Raw genomic sequence first — 19,727 nt, forward strand, 5'->3', positions numbered from 1 at the left:
ATGCCGGAAAGGACACAGCATGAGCACCTACACCATCCCGAATGTGATCGCGCAGCATCCGCGTGGCGGGGAGCGGATCACCGACATCTACTCCCACCTGCTCGCCGAGCGCATCGTCTACCTCGGCACGCCGATCGACTCCGGGGTCGCCAACGCGCTCATCGCGCAGCTGCTGCACCTGGAATCGGAGAGCCCGGAGCAGGAGATCAACCTCTACATCAACTGCGAGGGCGGCGATCTGTCCTCCATGCTCGCCGTGTACGACACCATGCAGCACATTCGTTCGCCCATCCAGACCACCTGCGTCGGCCAGGCGATCGCGGTCGGCGCGGTGCTGCTTGCGGGCGGCGAGCCGGGCCGTCGCGCCATGCTCCCGCACGCCAGGGTGGTGCTGCACCAACCCGCCGCACGTGGACAGGGCGCGATTCCCGACCTGATCCTGCAGGCCGACGAGCTGGTGCGGCTGCGGGCGGAGATCGAGTCGATCCTGTCCCGGCACACCGGGCAGTCGGTGGAGCGACTTCGGCACGACACCGACCGCGACCGGGTCTTCACCGCGTCGGCCGCGATCGAGTACGGCCTGGTCGACCAGGTTCTGGGACGGCGCGACTGATCAGGCCGCCAGCGCCATGAGCGTGGGCCCGGTGCCGGAACGCGGCGCCGACCGCGGCAGGAGGGCGATCCTGCGGCGCGCGCGGAGTTCGTCCGCCACCTGGCCGGTGAGCTCGCCCAGCGTGGTGGCGAGCGATCCGGCCAGGGCGGCGATCATCTCGCTCGACGGCTCCTTGCGTCCCCGCTCGACCTCCGACAGATACTGCGGGGAGATGCCCGCCCGCCGGGCCGTCTCGACCAGCGTCTCGCCGCGGTCCTGCCGCAGGGTGCGCAACTGTTCGCCGAGCACCTCGCGCCACAAGGGTTCCGGCGGCGTTCGCGAGTCCGGTTGAGGGGTGCGGTCATCGCGTCCACCGGGAATCGAGTGCAGTCTCGGGTGCTCGCTCATGAGCAGAGCGTACGGTTCCGCGCCGCCGGAGTGCCCGGCATTACGCTCAGGGCGGACGAGCGGCGGGTCTTCGCGAATTCGGCGTGGTCGTCGCGGTAATCGGCGCGGAGGCGAGCATGATGGGAAACCGTGCCCGAGAACTCTAAAGTCCCCGATCTGAAACCGCGCAGCCGTGACGTCACCGACGGGCTGGAGAAGACCGCCGCTCGCGGGATGTTGCGCGCGGTCGGCATGGGCGACGACGACTGGGAGAAGCCGCAGATCGGCGTGGCCTCCTCGTGGAACGAGATCACGCCCTGCAATCTGTCTCTGGAGCGACTCGCCCGGGGTTGCAAGGACGGCGTCTTCTCCGGCGGCGGCTTCCCCATGCAGTTCGGCACCATCTCGGTGTCCGACGGCATCTCCATGGGACACGAGGGGATGCACTTCTCCCTGGTCTCACGTGAGGTGATCGCCGACTCCGTCGAGACGGTGATGCAGGCCGAGCGGCTCGACGGTTCGGTGCTGCTGGCCGGCTGTGACAAATCGCTGCCCGGGATGCTGATGGCCGCGGCCCGGCTGAACCTGGCGAGCGTGTTCCTGTACGCGGGGTCGATCCTGCCCGGCATCGCGAAGCTCTCCGACGGCAGCGAGCGCGAAGTGACGATCATCGACGCCTTCGAAGCGGTCGGCGCCTGCGCCCGAGGGTTGATGAGCCGTGACGACGTCGCCGCGATCGAGCGGGCGATCTGTCCCGGCGAAGGCGCATGCGGCGGCATGTACACCGCCAACACCATGGCCAGCGCGGCCGAGGCGCTGGGCATGTCGTTGCCCGGCAGCGCGGCGCCGCCCGCGACCGACCGGCGCCGCGACGGTTACGCCCGCCGCAGCGGCGAGGCCGTGGTCGAGTTGATCCGCCAGGGCATCACCCCGTCGGACATTCTCACCAAACCCGCTTTCGAGAACGCGATCGCGGTCGTCATGGCGTTCGGCGGCTCCACCAATGCCGTGCTGCACCTATTGGCCATCGCGCACGAGGCGAATGTCGACCTGTCGCTGGACGACTTCGCGCGCATCGGTCGCCGTGTGCCGCACCTGGCGGACGTCAAGCCCTTCGGCAACCACGTGATGACCGATGTGGACCGGATCGGCGGCGTGCCGGTCATGATGAAAGCCTTGCTCGATGCCGGGTTGCTGCACGGCGACTGCCTGACCGTGACGGGGCGGACGGTGGCGGAGAACCTGGCCGACATCACCCCGCCGGACCCCGACGGCAAGGTGATCCGCGCGATGGCCGCGCCGATCCATCCGACCGGTGGCATCACCATCCTCTCCGGTTCTCTCGCGCCGGATGGCGCCGTGGTCAAGTCGGCGGGTTTCGACTCCGACGTGTTCACCGGCACGGCACGGGTTTTCGATCGGGAACGGGCCGCGATGGACGCCCTCGAAGACGGCACGATCGCGGCCGGCGACGTGGTCGTCATCCGGTACGAGGGGCCGAAGGGCGGTCCCGGGATGCGCGAGATGCTGGCCATCACCGCGGCCATCAAAGGCGCGGGCCTGGGCAAGGACGTGTTGCTGCTCACCGACGGGCGGTTCTCCGGCGGCACCACGGGCCTGTGCGTCGGGCACGTCGCGCCGGAAGCCGTCGACGGCGGCCCGATCGCCTTCGTGCGTGACGGCGACCCCATTCGGCTCGATGTGGCCGAGGGCACGCTCGACCTGCTGGTCGATGCCGACGAACTCGCCCGCCGCCGCGCCGGCTGGGAACCGTTGCCGCCCCGCTACACCCGCGGCGTCCTGGCCAAGTACACGAAGCTGGTGGGCTCGGCTTCGATCGGGGCCGTCTGCGGCTGAGGACGTTCGGTGCAGCGCACGACACCCGGGCGGAATACCGCGGCCGCGCTGGTTGGGAACCGTTGCCGCCGTTTTGCGCCGTGGCGTTCTGCTCGACGGTTTTCAGTCGAGCTGATGAGGCAGCGGAGGGGGCGAGCCCGCGCGGCGGAATCGTCTGCCGCGCGGGCCGCTCTGCGTGACCGCGCGGATCCCTAACCGGCGGCGGCTCGGGCGATCAGCTCACCCACTGCGTCGGGAGCGGACACCGAGACCGCGTGCGAGGCGGAGACCTCGACGATTTCGGCGCTCGCGCGTTCGGCCATGAACCGCTGCGCCTCCACCGGAATGTTCTTGTCCTCGCCGGTGACCAGCGCGAACGACCGGATGTCCCGCCAAGCGGTGGCGGTCGCGGGCTGTTGCAACGCGTCGAGTGCGACCGGTCGCTGGGTCGCGGCCATCAGCTCGGCCGTGGCGGCGGGCACGTCGGCGGCGAACTGCCGGTGGAATTCCGCCTGCCGGATGTAGAGCTCGGTACCGGTGCCGCCGTCGGGAAGCGGATAGGACGCGGCCCGGGTAGTGGGCCCGAGCGTCGATCCGGGGAACTTGTCGGTCAATTGCAGTGCGCTCTCGCCTACATCCGGAATGAACGCGGCGATATAGACGAGCGCTTCGACGTCGCTCCGTCCGGCGGCGGCCACCGTGATGACGCTTCCGCCGTAGGAATGGCCGACCAGAACGCTCGGCCCTTCCACGGAATCGAGTACCGACGCGACATAGGCCGCGTCACTGTCCAGACCGCGCAGTGGATTAGCGGCCGCGATCACGGGATGTCCCTGTGCGCGCAGCCGTTCGATGACCCCGTTCCAGCTGGACGAGTCGGCGAACGCGCCGTGGACCAGCACGATGGTCGGCGTGGCAGGACTGACGGGCTCGGTGCTCACAAGTGTGGTTCCTTCGAATCGGGTGGTCGGGGACCGGTCAGTCGGTGTACAGCGCGGACCGCAACGTCGCGACGGCCTGCGCCACCGCGGCTTTGGCGGCATGGGTGTCGTGCAGCGAGTTGACCATCACGAAGTCGTGGACGATCCCGCCGTAGCGCACCTGGGTAACCGGCACGCCCGCGGCGCGCAACTTGCCCGCGAAGGCCTCGCCCTCGTCGCGCAGCACGTCGGCTTCGGCGGTGATGACCAGCGCGGGCGGCAGCCCGGCCAGTTGCTCGGTGGTCGCCCGCAGCGGTGAGACGGTGATCTGCGCGCGCTCGTCGGCGCTGGTGGTGTACTGGTCCCAGAACCACTTCATGCCCTCGCGGGTGAGGAAGTAGCCCTCGGCGAACTGCTGGTAGGAGCCGGTGTCGAAGTTGGCGTCGGTGACCGGGTAGAACAGCACCTGCTGAACGAAGGAGACGTCGCCGCGCTCCTTGGCCATCAGGGTCAGCGCGATGGCCATGTTGCCACCGACCGAGTCACCGGCGATCGCGATCCGGGACGAGTCGAGGCCCTTCGCCGCGCCCTCCGCGGTAACCCACTGCGCCACCCGGTAGGACTGCTCGTTGGCCACGGGATACCGCACATCGGGCGACCGGTCGTATTCGGGGAAGACCACGGCGGCGTGCGTGCCGACGGCCAGGTCGCGAACCAGGCGGTCGTGGGTGTGCGCGTCGCCGAAAACCCATCCCGCGCCGTGGGTGTAGATGATCACCGGCAGCGTTTCGGTGACGCCCTGCGGCTTGACGATCCGAACCCGCACCGAGCCCGTCGGGCCGCCCTCGACCGTGATCCACTCCTCGTCGACCTCGGGCTTGAAGATCGGCGCGTCCTGCACGGAGTCCACCGCCTTGCGCCCCTCTTCGGGCGGGAGCTGGTAGAGGAACGGCGGCTGCGAGGTCGCGTCGACGAACTCCTGCGCCGCCGGTTCGAGCGAGATGCCCAGCGGGTTACCTGACATGATCGTGCCTCTCGTAGAAGTGGTGGAAACTGCGGTTATTCAGGCGGATTGATCGATCGCGTCGGTGATGACGGCCACGACTTCGTCGGGGTGGGTCTGCATCACCAGGTGTGGTCCGTCGATCTCGACCACCGCGCGCATTCCGGCTCGCTGGTAGCCGAATCGTTCGACGTCGGGATTGATGGTGCGGTCGGCGCCGGACACGATGCCCCAGGCCGGTTTCGTCTTCCACGCGGCCGCCGAGGCGGGCTCGGTGAACGCGAACGCCGACAGCGGCCGCTGCGAGACCGCGAGGACCGCGGCCTTCGCCGGGTCCAGGCCCGCGGCGAAGACATCGAGGAAGGCGTCGATGGCGACCGAGACGTCCGTGCCGGGCTCGTCACCCTCGACCGGGTACGGCGCGTAGACGAGGTTGGCCGCCAGATCGGAATCCGGGAATCCGCCCTGTAATTGCCCGAGGCTCTCGCCTTCTTCGAGGGCGTAACCGGACACGTAGACCAAGCCCACCACGTTGTCGGCGACGCCTGCCACGGTGATGACGGCACCGCCGTAGGAGTGGCCGGCCAGCAGGACGGGGCCGTCGATCCGTTCCACGAACGACTTGATGTAGGCCGCGTCCGCCGACAGGCTGCGGTTGAACACCGGGGGAACCACGACGCGATGGCCCTGGTCGAGCAGCCGTGCGGTGACGGGGGACCAGCTCGAGGCGTCGGCGAATGCGCCGTGCACCAGAACGATGGTCGGACTTGCCGGGGCGGACATCGGTTTCCTTTCTCCAGCGCTCGGTGAGCGGCGCTGTGGCCGACTCAGTCTCGGCCGTAGGCCCCGCCGCGCGCCCCTCCCCACGGGCCACAAAAGCCTCCGTTCAGGACACGGCCTGCTCCAGCGCCGGATCGATCCGGGCGGTCGACCGGAAACGCTGCTGGTACTTGCGCGGGGAAATGCCCACGCGTGCCACGAAGGCCCTGCGCAACGCCTCGCTGGTGCCGTACCCCGCGGCCATGGCGGTCTCCGTCACGCTGTATCCGGCGTGCAGCATGTCCCTGGCCGTGCCGAAGCGGATGAACGCGACGTATTCCGCGGGCGAGCGTTCCAGTTCCGCGCGGAACAGCCGGGTCAGATGCCGGACGCTGACCCGCGCGTGGGCGGCCAGCGTCTGCACCGTATGCGGATACGCCGGGTCCGCGCAGATCAGATCCACCACCCCGCGCACCAGCGGGCTGCGCGGGGCCGGTCCGGTCAGCGACGCGGAGAACTGTGACTGACCGCCCGCGCGCTGCATGTAGACCACCAGCGCCTGCGCGACGCGCCGCGCGACGTCGGCGCCGTGGTCCTCTTCGACCAGCGCCAGCGCGAGATCGACGCCCGCGGCGACCCCGGCCGAGCTGTACAGATTGCCGTCCCGCACGAAGATCGCGTCCGGGTCCACCTCGATCGACGGATAGCGTCGCGCGAGCTCGGTCGTGAATTTCCAGTGCGTCGTCGCGCGGCGCCCGTCGAACAGGCCCAGATCGGCCAGGACGAACGCACCGCTGCAAATGGACGCCAGCCTGCGGGTGTTGCAGGAAAGATGCCGCGCGGCCGCCAAGACCTCCGGTGTCATGAACTTCCCTGGTGGCAGCTCGCTGCCCGGAATCACCACGGTGTCGAAACGACCCGCGTCGGCCGCCGCGCAGCTCACCTCCACCCGCGCGCCGATCGAGGTCTGCGCGTCCTTGCCGTCGGCCGAGACCAGCACCACCTCGTACCCCGCCACCGACTGATCGGCCTCGACGAACACCTCGGCGGGCCCGACGAAGTCGAGCATCTTCACGCCGTCGAAGACCAGGATGCCCACCCGTTTGCTGGGCGAGGCGGCGAAGTTGTTGGACATGTCACCATTATTGTGGAGGCACGGCTCCAGAACAAGCGATGTGCCGCAGTTCGCACGCTGATTGGTACGGTGAGCACATGGGACGGCCGCGACGATTCGACGAGTCGAACCTGCTCGACGCCGCGACCGAGTTGTTCTGGTCGAAGGGTTTCGACAGCACTTCGGTGGAAGACGTCTCGCTCGCGACCGGCGTCGGGAACGGGAGCATCTACGCCGCCTACGGCAGCAAGCGCGGACTGTTCCTGGCCGCGTTCGAACGCTATTGCGAGGGCCGTGCGCGTCTGGTGCGCGACGCCATCGGTTCGGCGGGCGGTTCGGCGCGCTCCGCGGTGCGCGCGCTGTATCAAGCGATCATCGAAGACTGCGCGGCGCAACCGGATCGGCGCGGTTGCCTGATGATCAACAGCATCGCGCAGCTCGGCACTCGGATCCCCGAAGTCGCCGCCATCGGCAGCCGCACCACCACCGAGATGGAGCGGGGCGTCGCCGACCGGCTGCGGCCCGCGATGCACGACGCGGGAGACGACGACGAAGCCACGCTCTCGGCGGTCAGCGCCGCTGTCGTGGTGGTCGCCCAGGGCCTGATCCAGCTCAGTCGTCAGGGATTTCCCGCACAGCGGCTGCACGAGATCGCCGATGTGTCGAGCGCGGCCTTACCGCAGGAATGGGCCGATCAGCTCGTGCACTGACCCGGGACGTCGATCGCCGTGCGTTCACGGCAGTGTGCCCGCCGCGCGCCCGTTGGTGACCCGCAGGAGGTCGAGCTTCCCCGCGTCCTCGCTGCCGCCTGCCGCCGTGTAGGTGACCATGCGGAGGTCGGCGCCCGGAACGACGAGGACGTCGCAGTCGAGGGTGATGTCGCCGAGCTCGGGATGCCGGACCGTCTTCCGGTCGCTGGTGTGCTGCGACGCTGTCGCCGTCGTCCACAGCTGGGCGAATGCGGCGGAGGTGTCCCGCAATTCCCGCACGAGACGATCGAGTCCCGCGTCGGCGGGATAGCGGGACACCGCGTCCCTGAGATCGGCCACGATCGACGCCGCGAAGGCGCCGTGCGCGCGGTCGGAGCGGAACGGACGCATCGAGGCGCGGGCCGCGCCGGTGCCGAAAACCGCACGGGCGAGGTTGCGCTCGCCGACCGGGACCAGCGCGGGGTCACCGTGCAGCCCGCTCCACATGCCGTTCCACCACAGCAGCGTCCAGTCGGCGCCGAACACCCCGATCGGGACGTCGCCGAGGCGGGCGGTGAGCCGTTGGATGCCCGGCGGGACATGCGTGCCGATCGTCCCGTCCCGCGGGGGCAGCAGTCCGGCTGCGCGATACAGCTCGTCGCGCTCGGTCCTGGACAGTTGCAGGGCCCGCGCGAGGGCGCCGACCACCTGCGCGGAGGGGTTGCGCGCGCGACCCTGCTCCAAGCGCAAGACGTAGTCGACCGAGAGTCCGGCCAGCTGCGCGAGCTCCTCACGGCGCAATCCCGGAGCACGACGGCCGCCGGTCACCGGGAACCCGGCGTCGGCGGGCGCGAGACGATCCCGCCAGGCGTGCAGGAGCGCGCCGAAATCGGAGCGAGCGGAAGCCATGCGCTCATTCTCGCCGCCGCGCGCCGCATCAGCCTGGGTACTGTCAGTCCTGGTGACGGGCGCGGCACTGGCTGCCGAGGGCCGCGGCGGCGACCATCGAGGCGACCGACGGGCTGTCATCCAGTGAAGGAGCCGCTATGCCCTCGACCATCGTGATGACCGGGGCGAGTCGCGGGATCGGCCGCGTCGCCGTGGAGCGCATCGTGCATGCGGCGCCGCAGGCGCATCTCGTCGTCGCCGCTCGCGGGTCCACCGGTGCGCGACTCGCGGCCGAACTCGGCGCGGGCGGACACCGGGTCTCGCATGTCCCGGTGGACCTCGATTCGCTGGACAGCGTGCGATCGGCCGCGGACGAGATCCGCAGCAGGCTCGACCTGGGCGAGCTGCCGCCGCTGCACGGTTTCGTGGGCAATGCGGGAATCCAGTACACGAACGCGCTCACCGAAGGGCCGGACGGATTCGAGTCCACCTTCACCGTCAATGTGCTCGCCAACCACCTGTTCATCCGCCTGCTCGAGGATCGCTTCCGCACTCCGTCGCGCATCGTGATCACCGTGAGCGACACTCACTTCGGCGACTTCCGGCACAACTTGGGCATGGTGCCAGGCCCGGTCTGGCGGTCCGCGGACGTCCTCGCCCGCCCCGGCGCGTTCTCCGAGCCGGGCACCACCGCCGCCGGGCGCACCGCGTACTCGACGAGCAAACTCGCCGCCATCCACCTCCTGCACGAGTACGCCCGCCGCCTGCCGGACGGCATCTATGCCATCGGCTTCAACCCGGGCTTCGTCCCCGGCACCGACCTCGCTCGCAACGCGGGTCGGGTCTCCCGGTTCGCGATGCGCCGTGTTCTGCCGGTATTGACCCGCACGCCGTTCGCGACCAGCCGCGCTGCCGCCGGGCGCCATCTCGCGGACGTCGTCCTCGGCGCCACCGCCGCGCCGACCGGCGCCTACGTCGACCGCGACCGGGTCGCCCGCTCGTCGGAGGAGTCGTACGATCCGCCGCGCGAAGCCGAGCTCTGGGACGCTGTCGAGCGGCTCATCGCGCCTTACGCGGCCTGAGCCGGCGCAACTGTCCCTCCTGAGCGGCAGGACCGGCCGGATGATCGGAGAGAACTCGACGCAGGTCTTCGGAGCCGGGTAGGTCGAACCGCTCCGGATCACCGAGCGTCTCTCCGCGAGTCACCTCACAGGTAGGGGAAGCAATCGATATCGCGGTGCGTCAGGCAGGGTTGCTCGACGGGCCGCAGCCAGCGGGCGGGGACTCGCAGCGGTTCGACCTCGGGCAGGCGCACGGGCCGATCCTCGCCGTCGAACAAGGTCCCGCGCACCCGGAACACACCCATCGGCAGTCCGAGCGCGTCGGCTTGCTCGCTGGTCAGGACCACCGCGATGCGGGAGTTCGCGGTGATCCGCAGCCCTTCGACGGTGGTCGGCTCGCTGGTGTGGTCGATGTCGGTGACGGTGAGCCGGAACCGGCCGCCGCGCAGCCACGACCACGCCCACGTGAGCGAACCCGGCTGGTCGCAGTCGGGGTAGCGACTGCGTGGCAAGCGCTGCGGGACCAACACCATATAGGTGCACCCGACCTCGATATCGCGGGTCCGCATACCTTTCAGGGTGGCCGCAGCACCGGCTCATCGCAAGGAAACCAGCAAATCAGCGCTACACCGGGGCGGACCCGAAGGCGTAGGCGCAACCGGCCGCCGAAACCGCGCCGGAGTCGAGTATGAAAGCCGCCGCGCGGGGTAGGCGACAGGTGTGCGACTGGGTGTGCTGGACATCGGTTCGAATTCCGCGCAGTTTCTGGTGGTCGACGCCTCTCGCGGGGCGCCTCCGTTGCCACTGCGCGCGTTGAAGGAGCCGGTGCTGCTCGGCGAAGACATCGACGCGGCCGGGGTGATCACCGCGGAAGGGGCGCAGCGGGTCGCCGACGCCGTCGAGCGGGTGCTGTCCGAGGCCACGCGCTACGACGTCGACAGCTTCTACGCGTTCGTCACCGCGGCGATCCGCGACGCGCCGAACCAGCAGGCGGTGCTGGACAAGATCGAGGCCGCCAGCGGCATCCGGCCCCAGTTCCTCAGCGGCGTGCAGGAGGCGCGACTGACGTATCTGGCCGTTCGCCACTGGTTCGGCTGGTGTGCTGGCACGCTGCTCATGCTCGACATCGGCGGCGGCTCCATGGAGATCGCACTCGGCCGCGACGCCGAGCCGAGCCTGTCGCTGTCGCTGCCGCTCGGCGCGGGCAGGCTCACACGGGCGTTCTTCGCCCAGGACCCACCGCGCCGGTCGGAGCTCGAGCTGATGCGCAGGCACATCCGCGACTGCCTCGGACAGGTGCGCGACCGCTTGCTGTGGGAAGGCACCCCACGACACGTGATCGGCAGCTCGAAGACGTTCAAACAGCTCGCTCGCCTCTCGGGAGCCGCACCGCAACGCCACGGACCCTTCGTCGCGCGCACCTTGCGGCGGGGCCAAGTGCATGGCAGCGTCCGCAAACTGGCCGCCATGCCTGCCGAGAAGCGGGCGGCCCTGCGCGGGGTCTCACCGGCACGCGCGAGTCAGATCCTGGCCGGAGCGATGGTGGCGGACGCGACCATGGCGGCACTGGACATCGACTGCCTGGAAGTGAGTCCGTGGGCCTTGCGAGAAGGGGTCGTCCTGGAACACATCTCCACGCGCGTCGACAGCGACCGGACGCTGCCGTTGCACGCGCTCGAGCTGCCGCGGCACGGCCCGGAGTCCCCGGTCAGCGTGCTCCCGCGACGGGTGTGATCAGGGGGATCAGCGGTTGCCGAACACTTTGCCGCCGAATCGTCCGAATGCCGCATTCACCAGTGGCGAGCGGGTGACCGTCACTTTGAGGCGGTTCAGAATGGGGGCGATGGGGCGGGGGTCGACGTCGCGAAGCGCCTCGGTGAGCAGGCGGACGGGTTCGGCGCAGGAGTCGTAGCGGTCACCCGGGGCTTTCGCGAGTGCCCGGTGCAGGATCGCGTCGACCTCGGGCGGGATCCAGCGGTGCTGTGCGGAGAGCGCCGGGGGAGGCTCGCGCAGCTGCGCTTCGGCGGTGGCCATGAGGTTCACGCGAGAGAACGGCGTGTGGCCGGTGAGCAGCTCGACGGCGGAACAGGCCAACGCGTACTGGTCGGTGGCCGGCGACACCGTCTCCGCCCGCAGCAGTTCCGGCGCGGCATACGGCACCGATACGACGACGAACCCGTTGGTGGCCAAAGGCGGTTCCGGCCGATCCAGCCACCGCGCCGAATCGAAATCCGAGATCTTCACCGTCGACTCGTCCGTCCCGACCAGCACGTTCGCCGGTTTCACGTCGAGATGGACCACTCCGTTGGCGTGCGCGAAATCCAGTCCCGCGGCGACGTGCGTCAGTACGTGGAGCACCCGCCGCAGGTCCGGGTACCGATGCGGTGAACGCACCAATGTCGAACCCGTCGCGCCCGCCACGTACTCGTGTGCCGACCACAGCCTGCCGTCGGTTTCCCCGTGCGTGTACATCCGCACGATGTCGGGGTGTCGCAACGCCGACAAGATGTCGAACTCGTGCACGAATCGGGCGCGCGCCTCGGGTGACCGACTGTCCTCGGGCCCCAAGATCTTCAAGGACACCGGGCGTGACCACTCCGGATCCTCGGCCAGGTACACGTGGCTGCTGCCACCGTGTCCCAGCGGGGCCCGCACGACGAAGCCCGCGAACTGGTCACCTGGTTCTAGCAGCACCGCCTCACCATAGTGCGACAACCCCAGCCGCACGCCGGTGTTTGCCTTCGGTGTGCCCAACGGCACTGCGCCCGCGCGGTAAGCGCGATGATGCCCGCCGACGCGCGGCCTGCGGGACGCGAGACTGCTCCCGTCGGCCCGAAGGTCGTGGCACGACACATCAGGCCGACGGGCAGCACGGCGGTGGGTCAGACGAGGGTGATCTTGAGGGTGTAACCGGCCGCCGAGCCGTCGGCGGAGGTGACGAGGATCTGGTAGTCGTTGCCGTCGGCGACGAGATCGGCGTGCGGTGCCTCGTTGGCGACCTGCGGCCCGATCAGCGGGGCCACCGAGACGCGGGCATTGCCCGCGACGTCGAAGCTCAGGCGCTGCCCCGGCGCGGTGGCGATGGAGTAGCTGTCGGCCTTGCCCTGCCCGACGTTGCCGCTGATCTCGGCGCTGTTCTGGCCGGGAGCGATCTGCAGGCGTTGCACGACGCCGGGAACCGAAGGAATACCGGGCGCGGCCTGGGCGGTCGCTGCCCCTCCGGCCGCGGTGAAGCTGACGACGGCGAGCACCGCGGGCACGGTACCCACCAACGAACGAATCAGTCGAGAAGCGGTCATGGGCACCATCTTCCCTCAGCGCGTGTGCGAGATCTCATGCGGCTGCGGTAATCCGATGGCTCCCCGCCTGGGGATCGCGCGTGATCACCGCACAGACGAAGGCGCCCCAGTGACCGATGGAAACACCGGCAATGAACGGGAGATGTCGGTGCCTCATGCCACACTGGCGGTGTAGTCACCTGGCCAGAGGAGAACGAATTGGCCGACATTGATGACCGCCCCGTGGTGCGACTGGTCGCGCATTGCCGTCGCTGTCACGGTTGGCTGCTGTCGCCACAATCGGTCGCACAAGGAATCGGCCCGACCTGTGCGATCCGTGAACGCGCGGAGCTGCGCGCCCAATCTACCCGAGAGCTCACTCTTTTCGATGTCGCGGCGTAGCCGGGGTTCGGTGCGTTGTCCGGCCGACCCGGAGATGCTGACCGGGCCGTCCCGCATCGAGTCCATAGCCGAGCTGTGGCATGGGGAGCGAGACGGCCCGGCGGGCCGATGCGTTCAGGTCGTCGCGATCAGAATCTGTTCCGATTCGGCCGGTCGCAGCCCGTCGGTCCGGTCGGCGAAGTAGCGGCCGGTCAGCTCCGCGGCGGAGACGTGCCGGGTTGCGGCGAATCCCGCGTCTTCGGCCAGCCGCACCATTTCCTCGGGACGGAAGAAACTGATGAACGGCGTGCCGGATCGGCGGGCGCCCTCCTCGGCGAATCCGCGCATGACCTGTTCATCGGCGTCGACGAGTTCGAGCGGCAGCAGGAAGGTCGTGACCAGAGCGGAGCCCGGCGCGAGCGCCGAAAGTTGCCGCAGAGTAGCGATATTCGCCTCGCGGGTCAGGTACATCGACACACCGGTGGAGGCGACGAGCGCCGGACGGGCGGGGTCGAAACCGGCCTCGAGGAGCCGCTGCCACCACGCGTCCACTTCGAAATCGACCGGAACCAGCCGCAACCACGGCGGGATGTCGAAGCCGAGTTCGCTCAGGCGCTGTCGTTTCCATGCCTGCGGTCCGGGTTGATCGACCTCGAAGACGGTGAACCGTGCGGCCAGCTCCGGTCTGCGCTGGGCGAAAGTGTCCAGTCCCGCGCCGAGTACCACGTACTGATCCACGCCGCGCTCGGCCTGCTCGGCCAGCAGATCCTCTACGAAACGCGCCCGGGACACGATGCCCGCGCGCATCGGCGCGGTGGACCGCGGATCCATGTCCGGGCGGTCCCGCCAGCCGTCCTCGGGCGCGGCCAGGCGTAGGCCGACGCGGTCGTCGAACACGTGCGGTGCCTGGTCGTGCAGCGCGTGCACGGCTCGCCACAGCGCTACTCGGACCGCGGTGCTGTCCGGCGCGATCGTCTCGGGTGTCATCGGCTCACTCCTCTCCCGGGGCCTGCAGGCTCCATACCCGCCCGTCCGGGTCGTGGACGGTCATCTCCCTCGTCCCGTAATGGGTCGGCTCGAAGTCGGTGCGGATCTCGACACCGTCACCCGGTCGTACCTCTGGGCTCGCCACCTTCAGCACCAACCGGGTGCTCGTCTGCTGTGTCGGCGGCACCTCGGCCACGAAGACGTAAGCTCCCTCGCCGTTGCGGAACTGGCCGGAGTTGTGATCGGTCTCGAAGTCGACCGTGAAGCCCAGCCCTTGCAGGAATTTCGCCATCCGGCCCCAGTTGTGGGTCTCCAGGAACACGGCCTCGATGCCATCGGTGGTCATTGTCGATCCTCTCCTTCGTCGTCGAGGTAGGCGCGCAGCGCGGCGGTGACCAGCGCCGACAACGACATCTCCGACTCGATCGCCCGATACTTGACCTGCTTGATCAGCTCGATCGGCAGGTAGACGTTGAACTGCTTCACTTCCTCGGCCACGAGGCAATGCTAGCAAACTAGCATGCTAAGGGACAGGGTTCCAGGATCGACCGTCGATCGGGTCATCGAACCCGAGTTCGAGCACGACGCCGGTCGCTGTGGTTAAGATGAGCGACGCTCATTTTCCGTGGACGGGCGGGAGGAAGTCATGCCGCCGAAGGCTGTCGGTCAACGTCGTCGCCCCGCGCAGGCGCGGGCCAAAGCGACCCGGGAGCACATCCTGGACACGGCGGCGCGGCTGTTCGGCGAGCGCGGTATCGCCAATACCTTCACGAACAAGATCGCGGCGGAAGCGGGCGTGAGCATCGGCACGGTCTACCGGTACTTCGCCGATCGCGGTGTCCTGGTCGAAGAACTGCTCGAGCGGTTGCTCGAAACGGTGGAGCGGCGTTTCACCCAGCGTGTCTTCGACTTGTCGGGAAAAACGATGCATCAGGTCGCCGCGGACATCCTGGGCGTGATCACCGAAGAGCTGGTGGCCAATGCGAAGTTGGTGCGCGCGCTCGTCGCAGGCGTGCAGTTCTACAGCAGTGGCATTCCCGAGTTCGAACCGCGGCTGCGCCTGCTGGTGAAAGTGATGCTGATCCAAGTGCTCGGTCCGGGCGACGATCACGAGTACGACGTGATGACCTTCGTCGTGATCAATACCGGTTTCGCGGCTGTTTTGCGCGCGTCCGCCCTGGAGGTCGACGACCCCGCGCGCGCGGAGGCGATCGACATGACAGCGCGGATGATCGGCGCCTGGGCCGAAGCCGAGGCGGCGGCGCGCGCCGCCGTTTGAGCAGCTGTGGCGCTCTGCGCAAAAAAGTGAGCACCTGACCATGTATGTGGTGCGCATGAGCTTCCAAAATCGGGCTTTCCTTCATGATCTTTGCTGGTCAGAGCTTATTTTTCCGTTACTTCCCCAGTCGCCGGAAGCGGAGTAGCAGCTGAGTCGGCCTGCGGTTTACCGTTTTTCCACGGACCGAACGGCAGATAGTGCCGCGGACACCGCGAGGTAGTCACGGTCGCCGATCGAGCGCGAACCCGACGCTCCCTCGGTTCCACGGCGACAAGGAGGTCACCAGTGACGATCGAGAGCATCGCCCACGTCGAATCGAACAACGCGCGGCGCGTCACGCCGCATACACCGAAAACCCATCGGGCCGCCGCGAAGGTCGTCGCGCACCTCATCGATTCCGCCGCGTTGCCCGGGGGCACGGCCGAGGCGGAAGCCGCTGCCGTGGTTCGGATGTGCTTGGAGTGGGCCGTCCAGCGATTGAACGGGCAGGAATCGACCGGACGAACCGACATTCTGCAGACAGCGGCGGCGGGATGGGCCAGGAAGGGGATCCCGATCGACGGCATCCTCCATGCGATCCACGCCGGGTTCAAATTCGGATTGGGCATGCTGTTCGCCGACGAAGACGGCCGCGCCGACCTCATCGCGGGCGCCGCCGTCACGCTCGAGCTCTTGAACCTGATCACCGCGACGGTCAGTAAAGCGTATGTGCGAGAGTGCAAAGCCGTGGCGGCCGAGGACCACGCCGCGACGCACACCTTGACTTCGGCGCTGCTCGGCGGGCACGCGTCCTCGATGATGGCTCGCGAATGCGGAATACCGGTCGCCGACGAGTATTTCGTGCTCGCGGTCGCGGTGCCCGCGCATCCCGACGAAAGCCTGCCCCAGCTCGACAGCCGAGTCGTCGCCCGGCGTAAGCTGCGCCGCCTGCAGTCCGGCCTCGCCGACCTGTTCGACGGCCGGGCGCTGTCGCTGCTGTCGGTCGACGGAGGAACGATCCTCATTCCCACCACCCAGCTCAACGCCCTCGATCTCGACAGCGTGGTCGACAAGCTGTCCGCGGCGGCGCGCGTGCCGGTCACCGCCACCGTCGTGACCGCGGGTCCCCGGCAGGTCTCCGTCGCCGCTGCCCAAGCCCATGAGTTGCTCGACACCGTAGAGCAACTCGGACGCGAACCCGGGTTGTACAGATTCACCGAACTGGCGCTGCAATATCAGCTCACCCGGCCCGGCATCGGCCGCGATGTGCTCGGCACCCGGGTCGCGCCGCTGATGGAACATCCGGACCTGTTGGAGACGCTGCGGATCCACATCGACAACGACCTCAACCGCCAGCGCACAGCGCGGCAACTCCATGTGCATCCGAACACCGTCGATTACCGGCTGCGCCGAATCGCGCAGCTCACCGGACTCGATCCCGCCGACGCCAGGGGACTGTGGTACCTGCGTTCAGCGCTGATCGTCTGGACCGACGACGGCACCCGGCGGCTCCCCGCCGATGCCAGGCGAATGGCCGACTCGCGGTAGTCCGCAGGCCGCCTCGCCCCCTCGACAATCCGCGATGGAGGTGCGAAGAATATCCGGACGCGCGACGCACGCGCGGATGCTCATGGAGGTGCGTGCCGTGGCCGATCGAGTGCCCGGAGGACGTCTGGTCAGGAGCGGTCGGTTGGGCAGACTGGCCGCAGGCCAAGCCGTGCGTGGGGTCGGAGCCCGGTTGTCGATGATCGGCCGGACCGAAGAGGCCCGGCGCGTACTCGCCGAACGTTCCACACTCGCGACCGCGCAGCAGGTTGTCACGGTGCTCGGCAGCATGAAAGGCGCGGCGATGAAGCTGGGCCAGATGCTGTCGGTCCTCGATGTCGACCTCGTTCCGGAATCGCATCGCGAGCTCTTTCGGACCAAGCTGGCCGAACTCCGCGATCAGGCGCCGGCCGTGCCGTTCGCGGAGATGCTGAAAGTCATCGAGGACGATCTCGGGCCGCCCGCGCGCGTATTCGCCGACTTCGACGAGACACCGATCGCCGCGGCATCGATCGGCCAGGTCTATCGGGCACGACTGCACGACGGGCGCACCGTCGCGGTCAAGGTGCAATATCCCGGCGTCGATCGAGCCGTCCACGCGGACATGCGCAATCTCGAGATGCTCAGCAAGCTGTGGAAGTCCATGTTGCCCAGCGCCGCCGACAATGCCGTGCTGGACGAGATCTCGCGCAATATCGGTAACGAACTCGACTATCCGCGGGAAGCCAGGACCCAGCATCGGGTCGCGATGCGTTATCGGGGGCATCCTTTCATCACGGTGCCCGACAGTATCGAAGAGTACTGCGCGCGCAGAGTTCTCGTAACCGAGTTCGTCGAAGGCGGCACTTTTCAGCAGATCCGGACGCTGCCCGACACCGAGCGTGACCGGCTCGGTGAGTTGATCTACCGCTTCTATATCAGTTCGCTGTTCTGCGACAACGAATTCTGCGGTGATCCGCATCCGGGAAATATCCTATTGGCGGCCGACGGCAGGCTCGCGTTCGTCGATTTCGGACTCTACGACCGGATGGACCCCCTGCATGTCGACTTCGAACGCGCATGTCTGCGTGCGGCCGGGGAGCACCGCGCCCGAGACCTCTACGAGGCCTGGGTCGGGCGCGGCATCATCGACCCGGATGTGGGGGTCACTGCGGAGGAATGCTTGGAATACGTATGGGCCGCGACGGGATGGCATTTGCTCGACGAGCGAATAACGATCACCCCCGAGGTCGCGACCGGTGCGGTGATTCTGGCTGTCGACCCTCGTGCCGCCCAGTTCAAAGGCATGCGGCAGCAGTTGCTTCCGCCCGAGCATGTGTTCTCGCGACGCGCGGATCTGTTCACCTTCGCCGTGCTCGGTCAGTTGCGGGCCACCAACAATTGGCATCGGCTCGCGCGTGAGTGGCTCTATCACGAGGACCCCGTCACCGAGATCGGGCAGGCCATCGCGAAATGGCGGTCCGGCTTGTGACGCCGTTCGGGTTTCCGGACCCCGCAATCCATTGATGCGCTGAATCCGGTGACCGACTCCGACGCCTTGCGTTTCGGATTTCGGTCCGGAAATGGGACTGCGTGACCGCGGTATCTCGTCGGCGGCCCATGCCATGTGGTCGATCTCGGTTTCTCTCGTTCTGTGGCCGCTCATATAGGTAGCCGCAACTTCGCAGTGAGCCGCCCAGAATCCGTTGCTGACCAGCATCTTTCGCCGAATTCCGTCCTATCGTTGCTGCCGTTCGACATTGCGAGGCGCGCCTGCCGGCAAGGACAACCATGCCGAAATACGGAAAGGCATTCGATGAGATCAAGCGTCAGTCGGCGAATATTGCGCACCGCCGTATTCACCGTAACCGCGACCATGACGATGGGGTTGAGCGTGCTGACCGTGCACGCGGCCCCGGAGACGGGTCCGACGGAGCAGCAGTTGGCCGATTACATCGCGGCGGGCCGTAAGGCAGCGCCGGTTGCGGATTCGGGGAGCGCGGGGTCGGGGTCGGCGTGTACGTCGGGGAGTGGTGCGGGTTCCGGGAATGGATCCGGTGACTGCTACGGGGGTTCGGGCAGTAGTTCCGGGTCGTCGGGTGGCTATGCCAGTGACACCGTGGGATTCGGTCCGCCGATGACGTCGTGGTTGGCGGCGTTCGGGTACGGATTGACTCATCCGGATGTCGCGCCGCCGGGAGCGAACGACTGGAACTGCAAGCCGACGGCGGAGCATCCGCGTCCGGTGGTGTTGGTGCACGGGACGTGGATGAACGCCTACAACGGATTCGCGTTCATGGGGCAGCCGATCAAGGATGCGGGGTTCTGCACGTTCACGTTCAACTATGGACGGTCGAATCTGTTGGAGGGCGGCGGTCTGGGGTCGGTGTTGCCGGGGGTGATGGGCACCGGTTACATCCAGGATTCGGCCAAGCAGTTGGCGGTCTTCGTGGATCGCGTGCTGGCGGCGACGGGGGCCTCGGAGGTGGATCTCGTGGCACATTCCCAGGGTGGGTCGATGTCGAACTGGTATACGAAGTTCGAAGGCGGCGCGGCGAAGGTGAAGAACTTGGTCACTTTCGGTGCGACGCATCACGGGACGAGTCTCGACGGGATCGGCGCGCTGGGGCGGGCGATCAACAACTTCGGAATCGACGTGCTGGGTTTCATCGAGATTTTCGTGGGGCATGCGGGAATTCAGCAGACGATCGGTTCCGACTTCGTCAACAAGCTGAACGAGCACGGTGACACGATCGCGGGGGTGGACTACACCGTGGTCGGTACCCGGTATGACGAGATCACCAATCCGTATGACCTGACGTTCCTGAAGGCGGCGCCGGGGGTGTCGGTGCAGAACATCACGTTGCAGGACGGGTGTGAGCAGGATGTGTCGGATCATCTGACGATGATGTATTCGCCGCGAGCGTTGTCGATCGCGTTGCGGGCATTGGACCCGGTGGGTCATCCGAATCTGGAGTGCACGTTCAACCCGTGGCTGCTGGGCGGGGGAGGCTCGCTGTAATCACCGAATTCTCGAGCGTGCGCCGTAG

22 protein-coding genes are annotated in these 19,727 nt (G+C 67.9%); 10 read left to right on the forward strand and 12 right to left on the reverse strand.

What is annotated here, in order from left to right:
* The first annotated feature begins 19 nt into the window (after positions 1–19).
* Positions 20–613, forward strand: a complete 594-nt coding sequence (locus ABZ824_RS30030; protein ID WP_355075775.1) for an ATP-dependent Clp protease proteolytic subunit — start codon at positions 20–22, stop codon at positions 611–613.
* Here ABZ824_RS30030 and ABZ824_RS30035 read toward each other — a convergent pair whose 3' ends face one another.
* A complete protein-coding gene (locus tag ABZ824_RS30035) occupies positions 614–1,000 on the reverse strand; it encodes a helix-turn-helix transcriptional regulator (protein ID WP_355075777.1) in 387 nt (128 codons plus the stop codon).
* Positions 1,001–1,129: 129 nt separating this feature from the next.
* On the opposite strand from ABZ824_RS30035, the gene ilvD reads away from it, so the two are divergent.
* The gene (ilvD, locus tag ABZ824_RS30040; RefSeq protein ID WP_355075779.1) at positions 1,130–2,836 is read left to right on the forward strand and encodes a dihydroxy-acid dehydratase; all 1,707 of its coding nucleotides are present in this window, start codon (positions 1,130–1,132) and stop codon (positions 2,834–2,836) included.
* A 191-nt stretch (positions 2,837–3,027) separates the two neighbouring features.
* On the opposite strand, the gene ABZ824_RS30045 is transcribed toward ilvD, so the two are convergent.
* The 4 genes from ABZ824_RS30045 to ABZ824_RS30060 form a co-directional block, all read right to left on the reverse strand.
* Positions 3,028–3,756 (reverse strand): alpha/beta hydrolase, encoded by a 729-nt coding sequence (locus tag ABZ824_RS30045; protein ID WP_356967044.1) that lies wholly within the window; start codon positions 3,754–3,756, stop codon positions 3,028–3,030.
* A 37-nt stretch (positions 3,757–3,793) separates the two neighbouring features.
* Positions 3,794–4,759 carry an alpha/beta hydrolase gene (locus tag ABZ824_RS30050; protein WP_356967046.1) on the reverse strand — a complete coding sequence of 322 codons (966 nt, stop codon included), beginning with the start codon at positions 4,757–4,759 and terminating at the stop codon, positions 3,794–3,796.
* A 39-nt stretch (positions 4,760–4,798) separates the two neighbouring features.
* Positions 4,799–5,521 (reverse strand): alpha/beta hydrolase, encoded by a 723-nt coding sequence (locus tag ABZ824_RS30055; protein ID WP_356967048.1) that lies wholly within the window; start codon positions 5,519–5,521, stop codon positions 4,799–4,801.
* Positions 5,522–5,624: 103 nt separating this feature from the next.
* A complete protein-coding gene (locus tag ABZ824_RS30060) occupies positions 5,625–6,632 on the reverse strand; it encodes a DJ-1/PfpI family protein (protein WP_356967050.1) in 1,008 nt (335 codons plus the stop codon).
* 77 nt (positions 6,633–6,709) lie between these two features.
* On the opposite strand from ABZ824_RS30060, the gene ABZ824_RS30065 reads away from it, so the two are divergent.
* Entirely contained in the window at positions 6,710–7,321 is a 612-nt protein-coding gene (locus ABZ824_RS30065) for a TetR/AcrR family transcriptional regulator (protein ID WP_356967052.1), read from the forward strand.
* A gap of 24 nt (positions 7,322–7,345) precedes the next feature.
* Here ABZ824_RS30065 and ABZ824_RS30070 read toward each other — a convergent pair whose 3' ends face one another.
* Complete coding sequence (locus ABZ824_RS30070) at positions 7,346–8,209, reverse strand: helix-turn-helix transcriptional regulator (protein ID WP_356967053.1); 864 nt, start codon at positions 8,207–8,209, stop codon at positions 7,346–7,348.
* A gap of 137 nt (positions 8,210–8,346) precedes the next feature.
* Here ABZ824_RS30070 and ABZ824_RS30075 point away from each other — a divergent pair, with 137 nt between their 5' ends.
* Positions 8,347–9,270, forward strand: a complete 924-nt coding sequence (locus ABZ824_RS30075) for an SDR family NAD(P)-dependent oxidoreductase (protein ID WP_356967055.1) — start codon at positions 8,347–8,349, stop codon at positions 9,268–9,270.
* Between the two features lie 125 nt (positions 9,271–9,395).
* On the opposite strand, the gene ABZ824_RS30080 is transcribed toward ABZ824_RS30075, so the two are convergent.
* Entirely contained in the window at positions 9,396–9,818 is a 423-nt protein-coding gene (locus ABZ824_RS30080; RefSeq protein WP_356967057.1) for a hypothetical protein, read from the reverse strand.
* Between the two features lie 151 nt (positions 9,819–9,969).
* On the opposite strand from ABZ824_RS30080, the gene ABZ824_RS30085 reads away from it, so the two are divergent.
* Positions 9,970–10,983, forward strand: a complete 1,014-nt coding sequence (locus ABZ824_RS30085; RefSeq protein WP_356967059.1) for a hypothetical protein — start codon at positions 9,970–9,972, stop codon at positions 10,981–10,983.
* 9 nt (positions 10,984–10,992) lie between these two features.
* Here ABZ824_RS30085 and ABZ824_RS30090 read toward each other — a convergent pair whose 3' ends face one another.
* Together ABZ824_RS30090 and ABZ824_RS30095 are read right to left on the reverse strand one after the other, a co-directional pair.
* Positions 10,993–11,943: a serine/threonine-protein kinase gene (locus ABZ824_RS30090; protein ID WP_356967061.1), complete on the reverse strand. Its 951-nt coding sequence runs from the start codon at positions 11,941–11,943 to the stop codon at positions 10,993–10,995.
* Positions 11,944–12,131: 188 nt separating this feature from the next.
* The gene (locus ABZ824_RS30095; protein ID WP_355075798.1) at positions 12,132–12,548 is read right to left on the reverse strand and encodes a hypothetical protein; all 417 of its coding nucleotides are present in this window, start codon (positions 12,546–12,548) and stop codon (positions 12,132–12,134) included.
* A 225-nt stretch (positions 12,549–12,773) separates the two neighbouring features.
* Here ABZ824_RS30095 and ABZ824_RS30100 point away from each other — a divergent pair, with 225 nt between their 5' ends.
* The gene (locus tag ABZ824_RS30100; RefSeq protein ID WP_355075981.1) at positions 12,774–12,929 is read left to right on the forward strand and encodes a DUF6011 domain-containing protein; all 156 of its coding nucleotides are present in this window, start codon (positions 12,774–12,776) and stop codon (positions 12,927–12,929) included.
* 114 nt (positions 12,930–13,043) lie between these two features.
* Here ABZ824_RS30100 and ABZ824_RS30105 read toward each other — a convergent pair whose 3' ends face one another.
* The 3 genes from ABZ824_RS30105 to ABZ824_RS30115 are packed head-to-tail and all read right to left on the reverse strand — an operon-like array spanning position 13,044 to position 14,393.
* On the reverse strand, positions 13,044–13,895 hold the full coding sequence (locus ABZ824_RS30105) for a class I SAM-dependent methyltransferase (RefSeq protein ID WP_356967063.1): 852 nt from the start codon (positions 13,893–13,895) through the stop codon (positions 13,044–13,046).
* Positions 13,896–13,899: 4 nt separating this feature from the next.
* Positions 13,900–14,241, reverse strand: coding sequence for a VOC family protein (locus ABZ824_RS30110; RefSeq protein WP_356967066.1), 342 nt, complete (start codon positions 14,239–14,241; stop codon positions 13,900–13,902).
* Positions 14,238–14,393 carry a CopG family transcriptional regulator gene (locus tag ABZ824_RS30115; protein WP_355075803.1) on the reverse strand — a complete coding sequence of 52 codons (156 nt, stop codon included), beginning with the start codon at positions 14,391–14,393 and terminating at the stop codon, positions 14,238–14,240. The genes ABZ824_RS30110 and ABZ824_RS30115 overlap by 4 nt, the downstream gene beginning before the upstream one ends.
* A 148-nt stretch (positions 14,394–14,541) precedes the next feature.
* On the opposite strand from ABZ824_RS30115, the gene ABZ824_RS30120 reads away from it, so the two are divergent.
* From ABZ824_RS30120 to ABZ824_RS30135, 4 genes are all read left to right on the forward strand, one after another.
* Complete coding sequence (locus ABZ824_RS30120) at positions 14,542–15,174, forward strand: helix-turn-helix domain-containing protein (protein WP_356967068.1); 633 nt, start codon at positions 14,542–14,544, stop codon at positions 15,172–15,174.
* Positions 15,175–15,459: 285 nt separating this feature from the next.
* Positions 15,460–16,701 (forward strand): helix-turn-helix domain-containing protein, encoded by a 1,242-nt coding sequence (locus ABZ824_RS30125; protein ID WP_355075806.1) that lies wholly within the window; start codon positions 15,460–15,462, stop codon positions 16,699–16,701.
* Positions 16,702–16,798: 97 nt separating this feature from the next.
* Positions 16,799–18,169 (forward strand): AarF/ABC1/UbiB kinase family protein, encoded by a 1,371-nt coding sequence (locus ABZ824_RS30130; RefSeq protein WP_356967070.1) that lies wholly within the window; start codon positions 16,799–16,801, stop codon positions 18,167–18,169.
* Positions 18,170–18,553: 384 nt separating this feature from the next.
* Positions 18,554–19,699, forward strand: coding sequence for an alpha/beta fold hydrolase (locus ABZ824_RS30135; RefSeq protein ID WP_355075809.1), 1,146 nt, complete (start codon positions 18,554–18,556; stop codon positions 19,697–19,699).
* Positions 19,700–19,727: the final 28 nt, after the last annotated feature.

Source organism: Nocardia sp. NPDC047038, assembly GCF_040644075.1.
In the GTDB taxonomy this organism is placed as follows: domain Bacteria; phylum Actinomycetota; class Actinomycetes; order Mycobacteriales; family Mycobacteriaceae; genus Nocardia; species Nocardia sichangensis.

Excerpts from the sequence above, each read along its gene's own strand:
- ABZ824_RS30050 (WP_356967046.1), bottom strand. The coding sequence starts at position 4,759 with ATGTCAGGTAACCCGCTGGGCATCTCGCTCGAACCGGCGGCGCAGGAG.
- ABZ824_RS30095 (WP_355075798.1), bottom strand. The coding sequence starts at position 12,548 with ATGACCGCTTCTCGACTGATTCGTTCGTTGGTGGGTACCGTGCCCGCG.
- ABZ824_RS30035 (WP_355075777.1), bottom strand. The coding sequence starts at position 1,000 with ATGAGCGAGCACCCGAGACTGCACTCGATTCCCGGTGGACGCGATGAC.
- ABZ824_RS30110 (WP_356967066.1), bottom strand. The coding sequence starts at position 14,241 with ATGACCACCGATGGCATCGAGGCCGTGTTCCTGGAGACCCACAACTGG.
- ABZ824_RS30030 (WP_355075775.1), top strand. The coding sequence starts at position 20 with ATGAGCACCTACACCATCCCGAATGTGATCGCGCAGCATCCGCGTGGC.
- ABZ824_RS30060 (WP_356967050.1), bottom strand. The coding sequence starts at position 6,632 with ATGTCCAACAACTTCGCCGCCTCGCCCAGCAAACGGGTGGGCATCCTG.
- ABZ824_RS30080 (WP_356967057.1), bottom strand. The coding sequence starts at position 9,818 with ATGCGGACCCGCGATATCGAGGTCGGGTGCACCTATATGGTGTTGGTC.
- ABZ824_RS30075 (WP_356967055.1), top strand. The coding sequence starts at position 8,347 with ATGCCCTCGACCATCGTGATGACCGGGGCGAGTCGCGGGATCGGCCGC.
- ABZ824_RS30120 (WP_356967068.1), top strand. The coding sequence starts at position 14,542 with ATGCCGCCGAAGGCTGTCGGTCAACGTCGTCGCCCCGCGCAGGCGCGG.
- ABZ824_RS30070 (WP_356967053.1), bottom strand. The coding sequence starts at position 8,209 with ATGGCTTCCGCTCGCTCCGATTTCGGCGCGCTCCTGCACGCCTGGCGG.
- ABZ824_RS30105 (WP_356967063.1), bottom strand. The coding sequence starts at position 13,895 with ATGACACCCGAGACGATCGCGCCGGACAGCACCGCGGTCCGAGTAGCG.
- ABZ824_RS30065 (WP_356967052.1), top strand. The coding sequence starts at position 6,710 with ATGGGACGGCCGCGACGATTCGACGAGTCGAACCTGCTCGACGCCGCG.
- ABZ824_RS30055 (WP_356967048.1), bottom strand. The coding sequence starts at position 5,521 with ATGTCCGCCCCGGCAAGTCCGACCATCGTTCTGGTGCACGGCGCATTC.
- ABZ824_RS30135 (WP_355075809.1), top strand. The coding sequence starts at position 18,554 with ATGACGATGGGGTTGAGCGTGCTGACCGTGCACGCGGCCCCGGAGACG.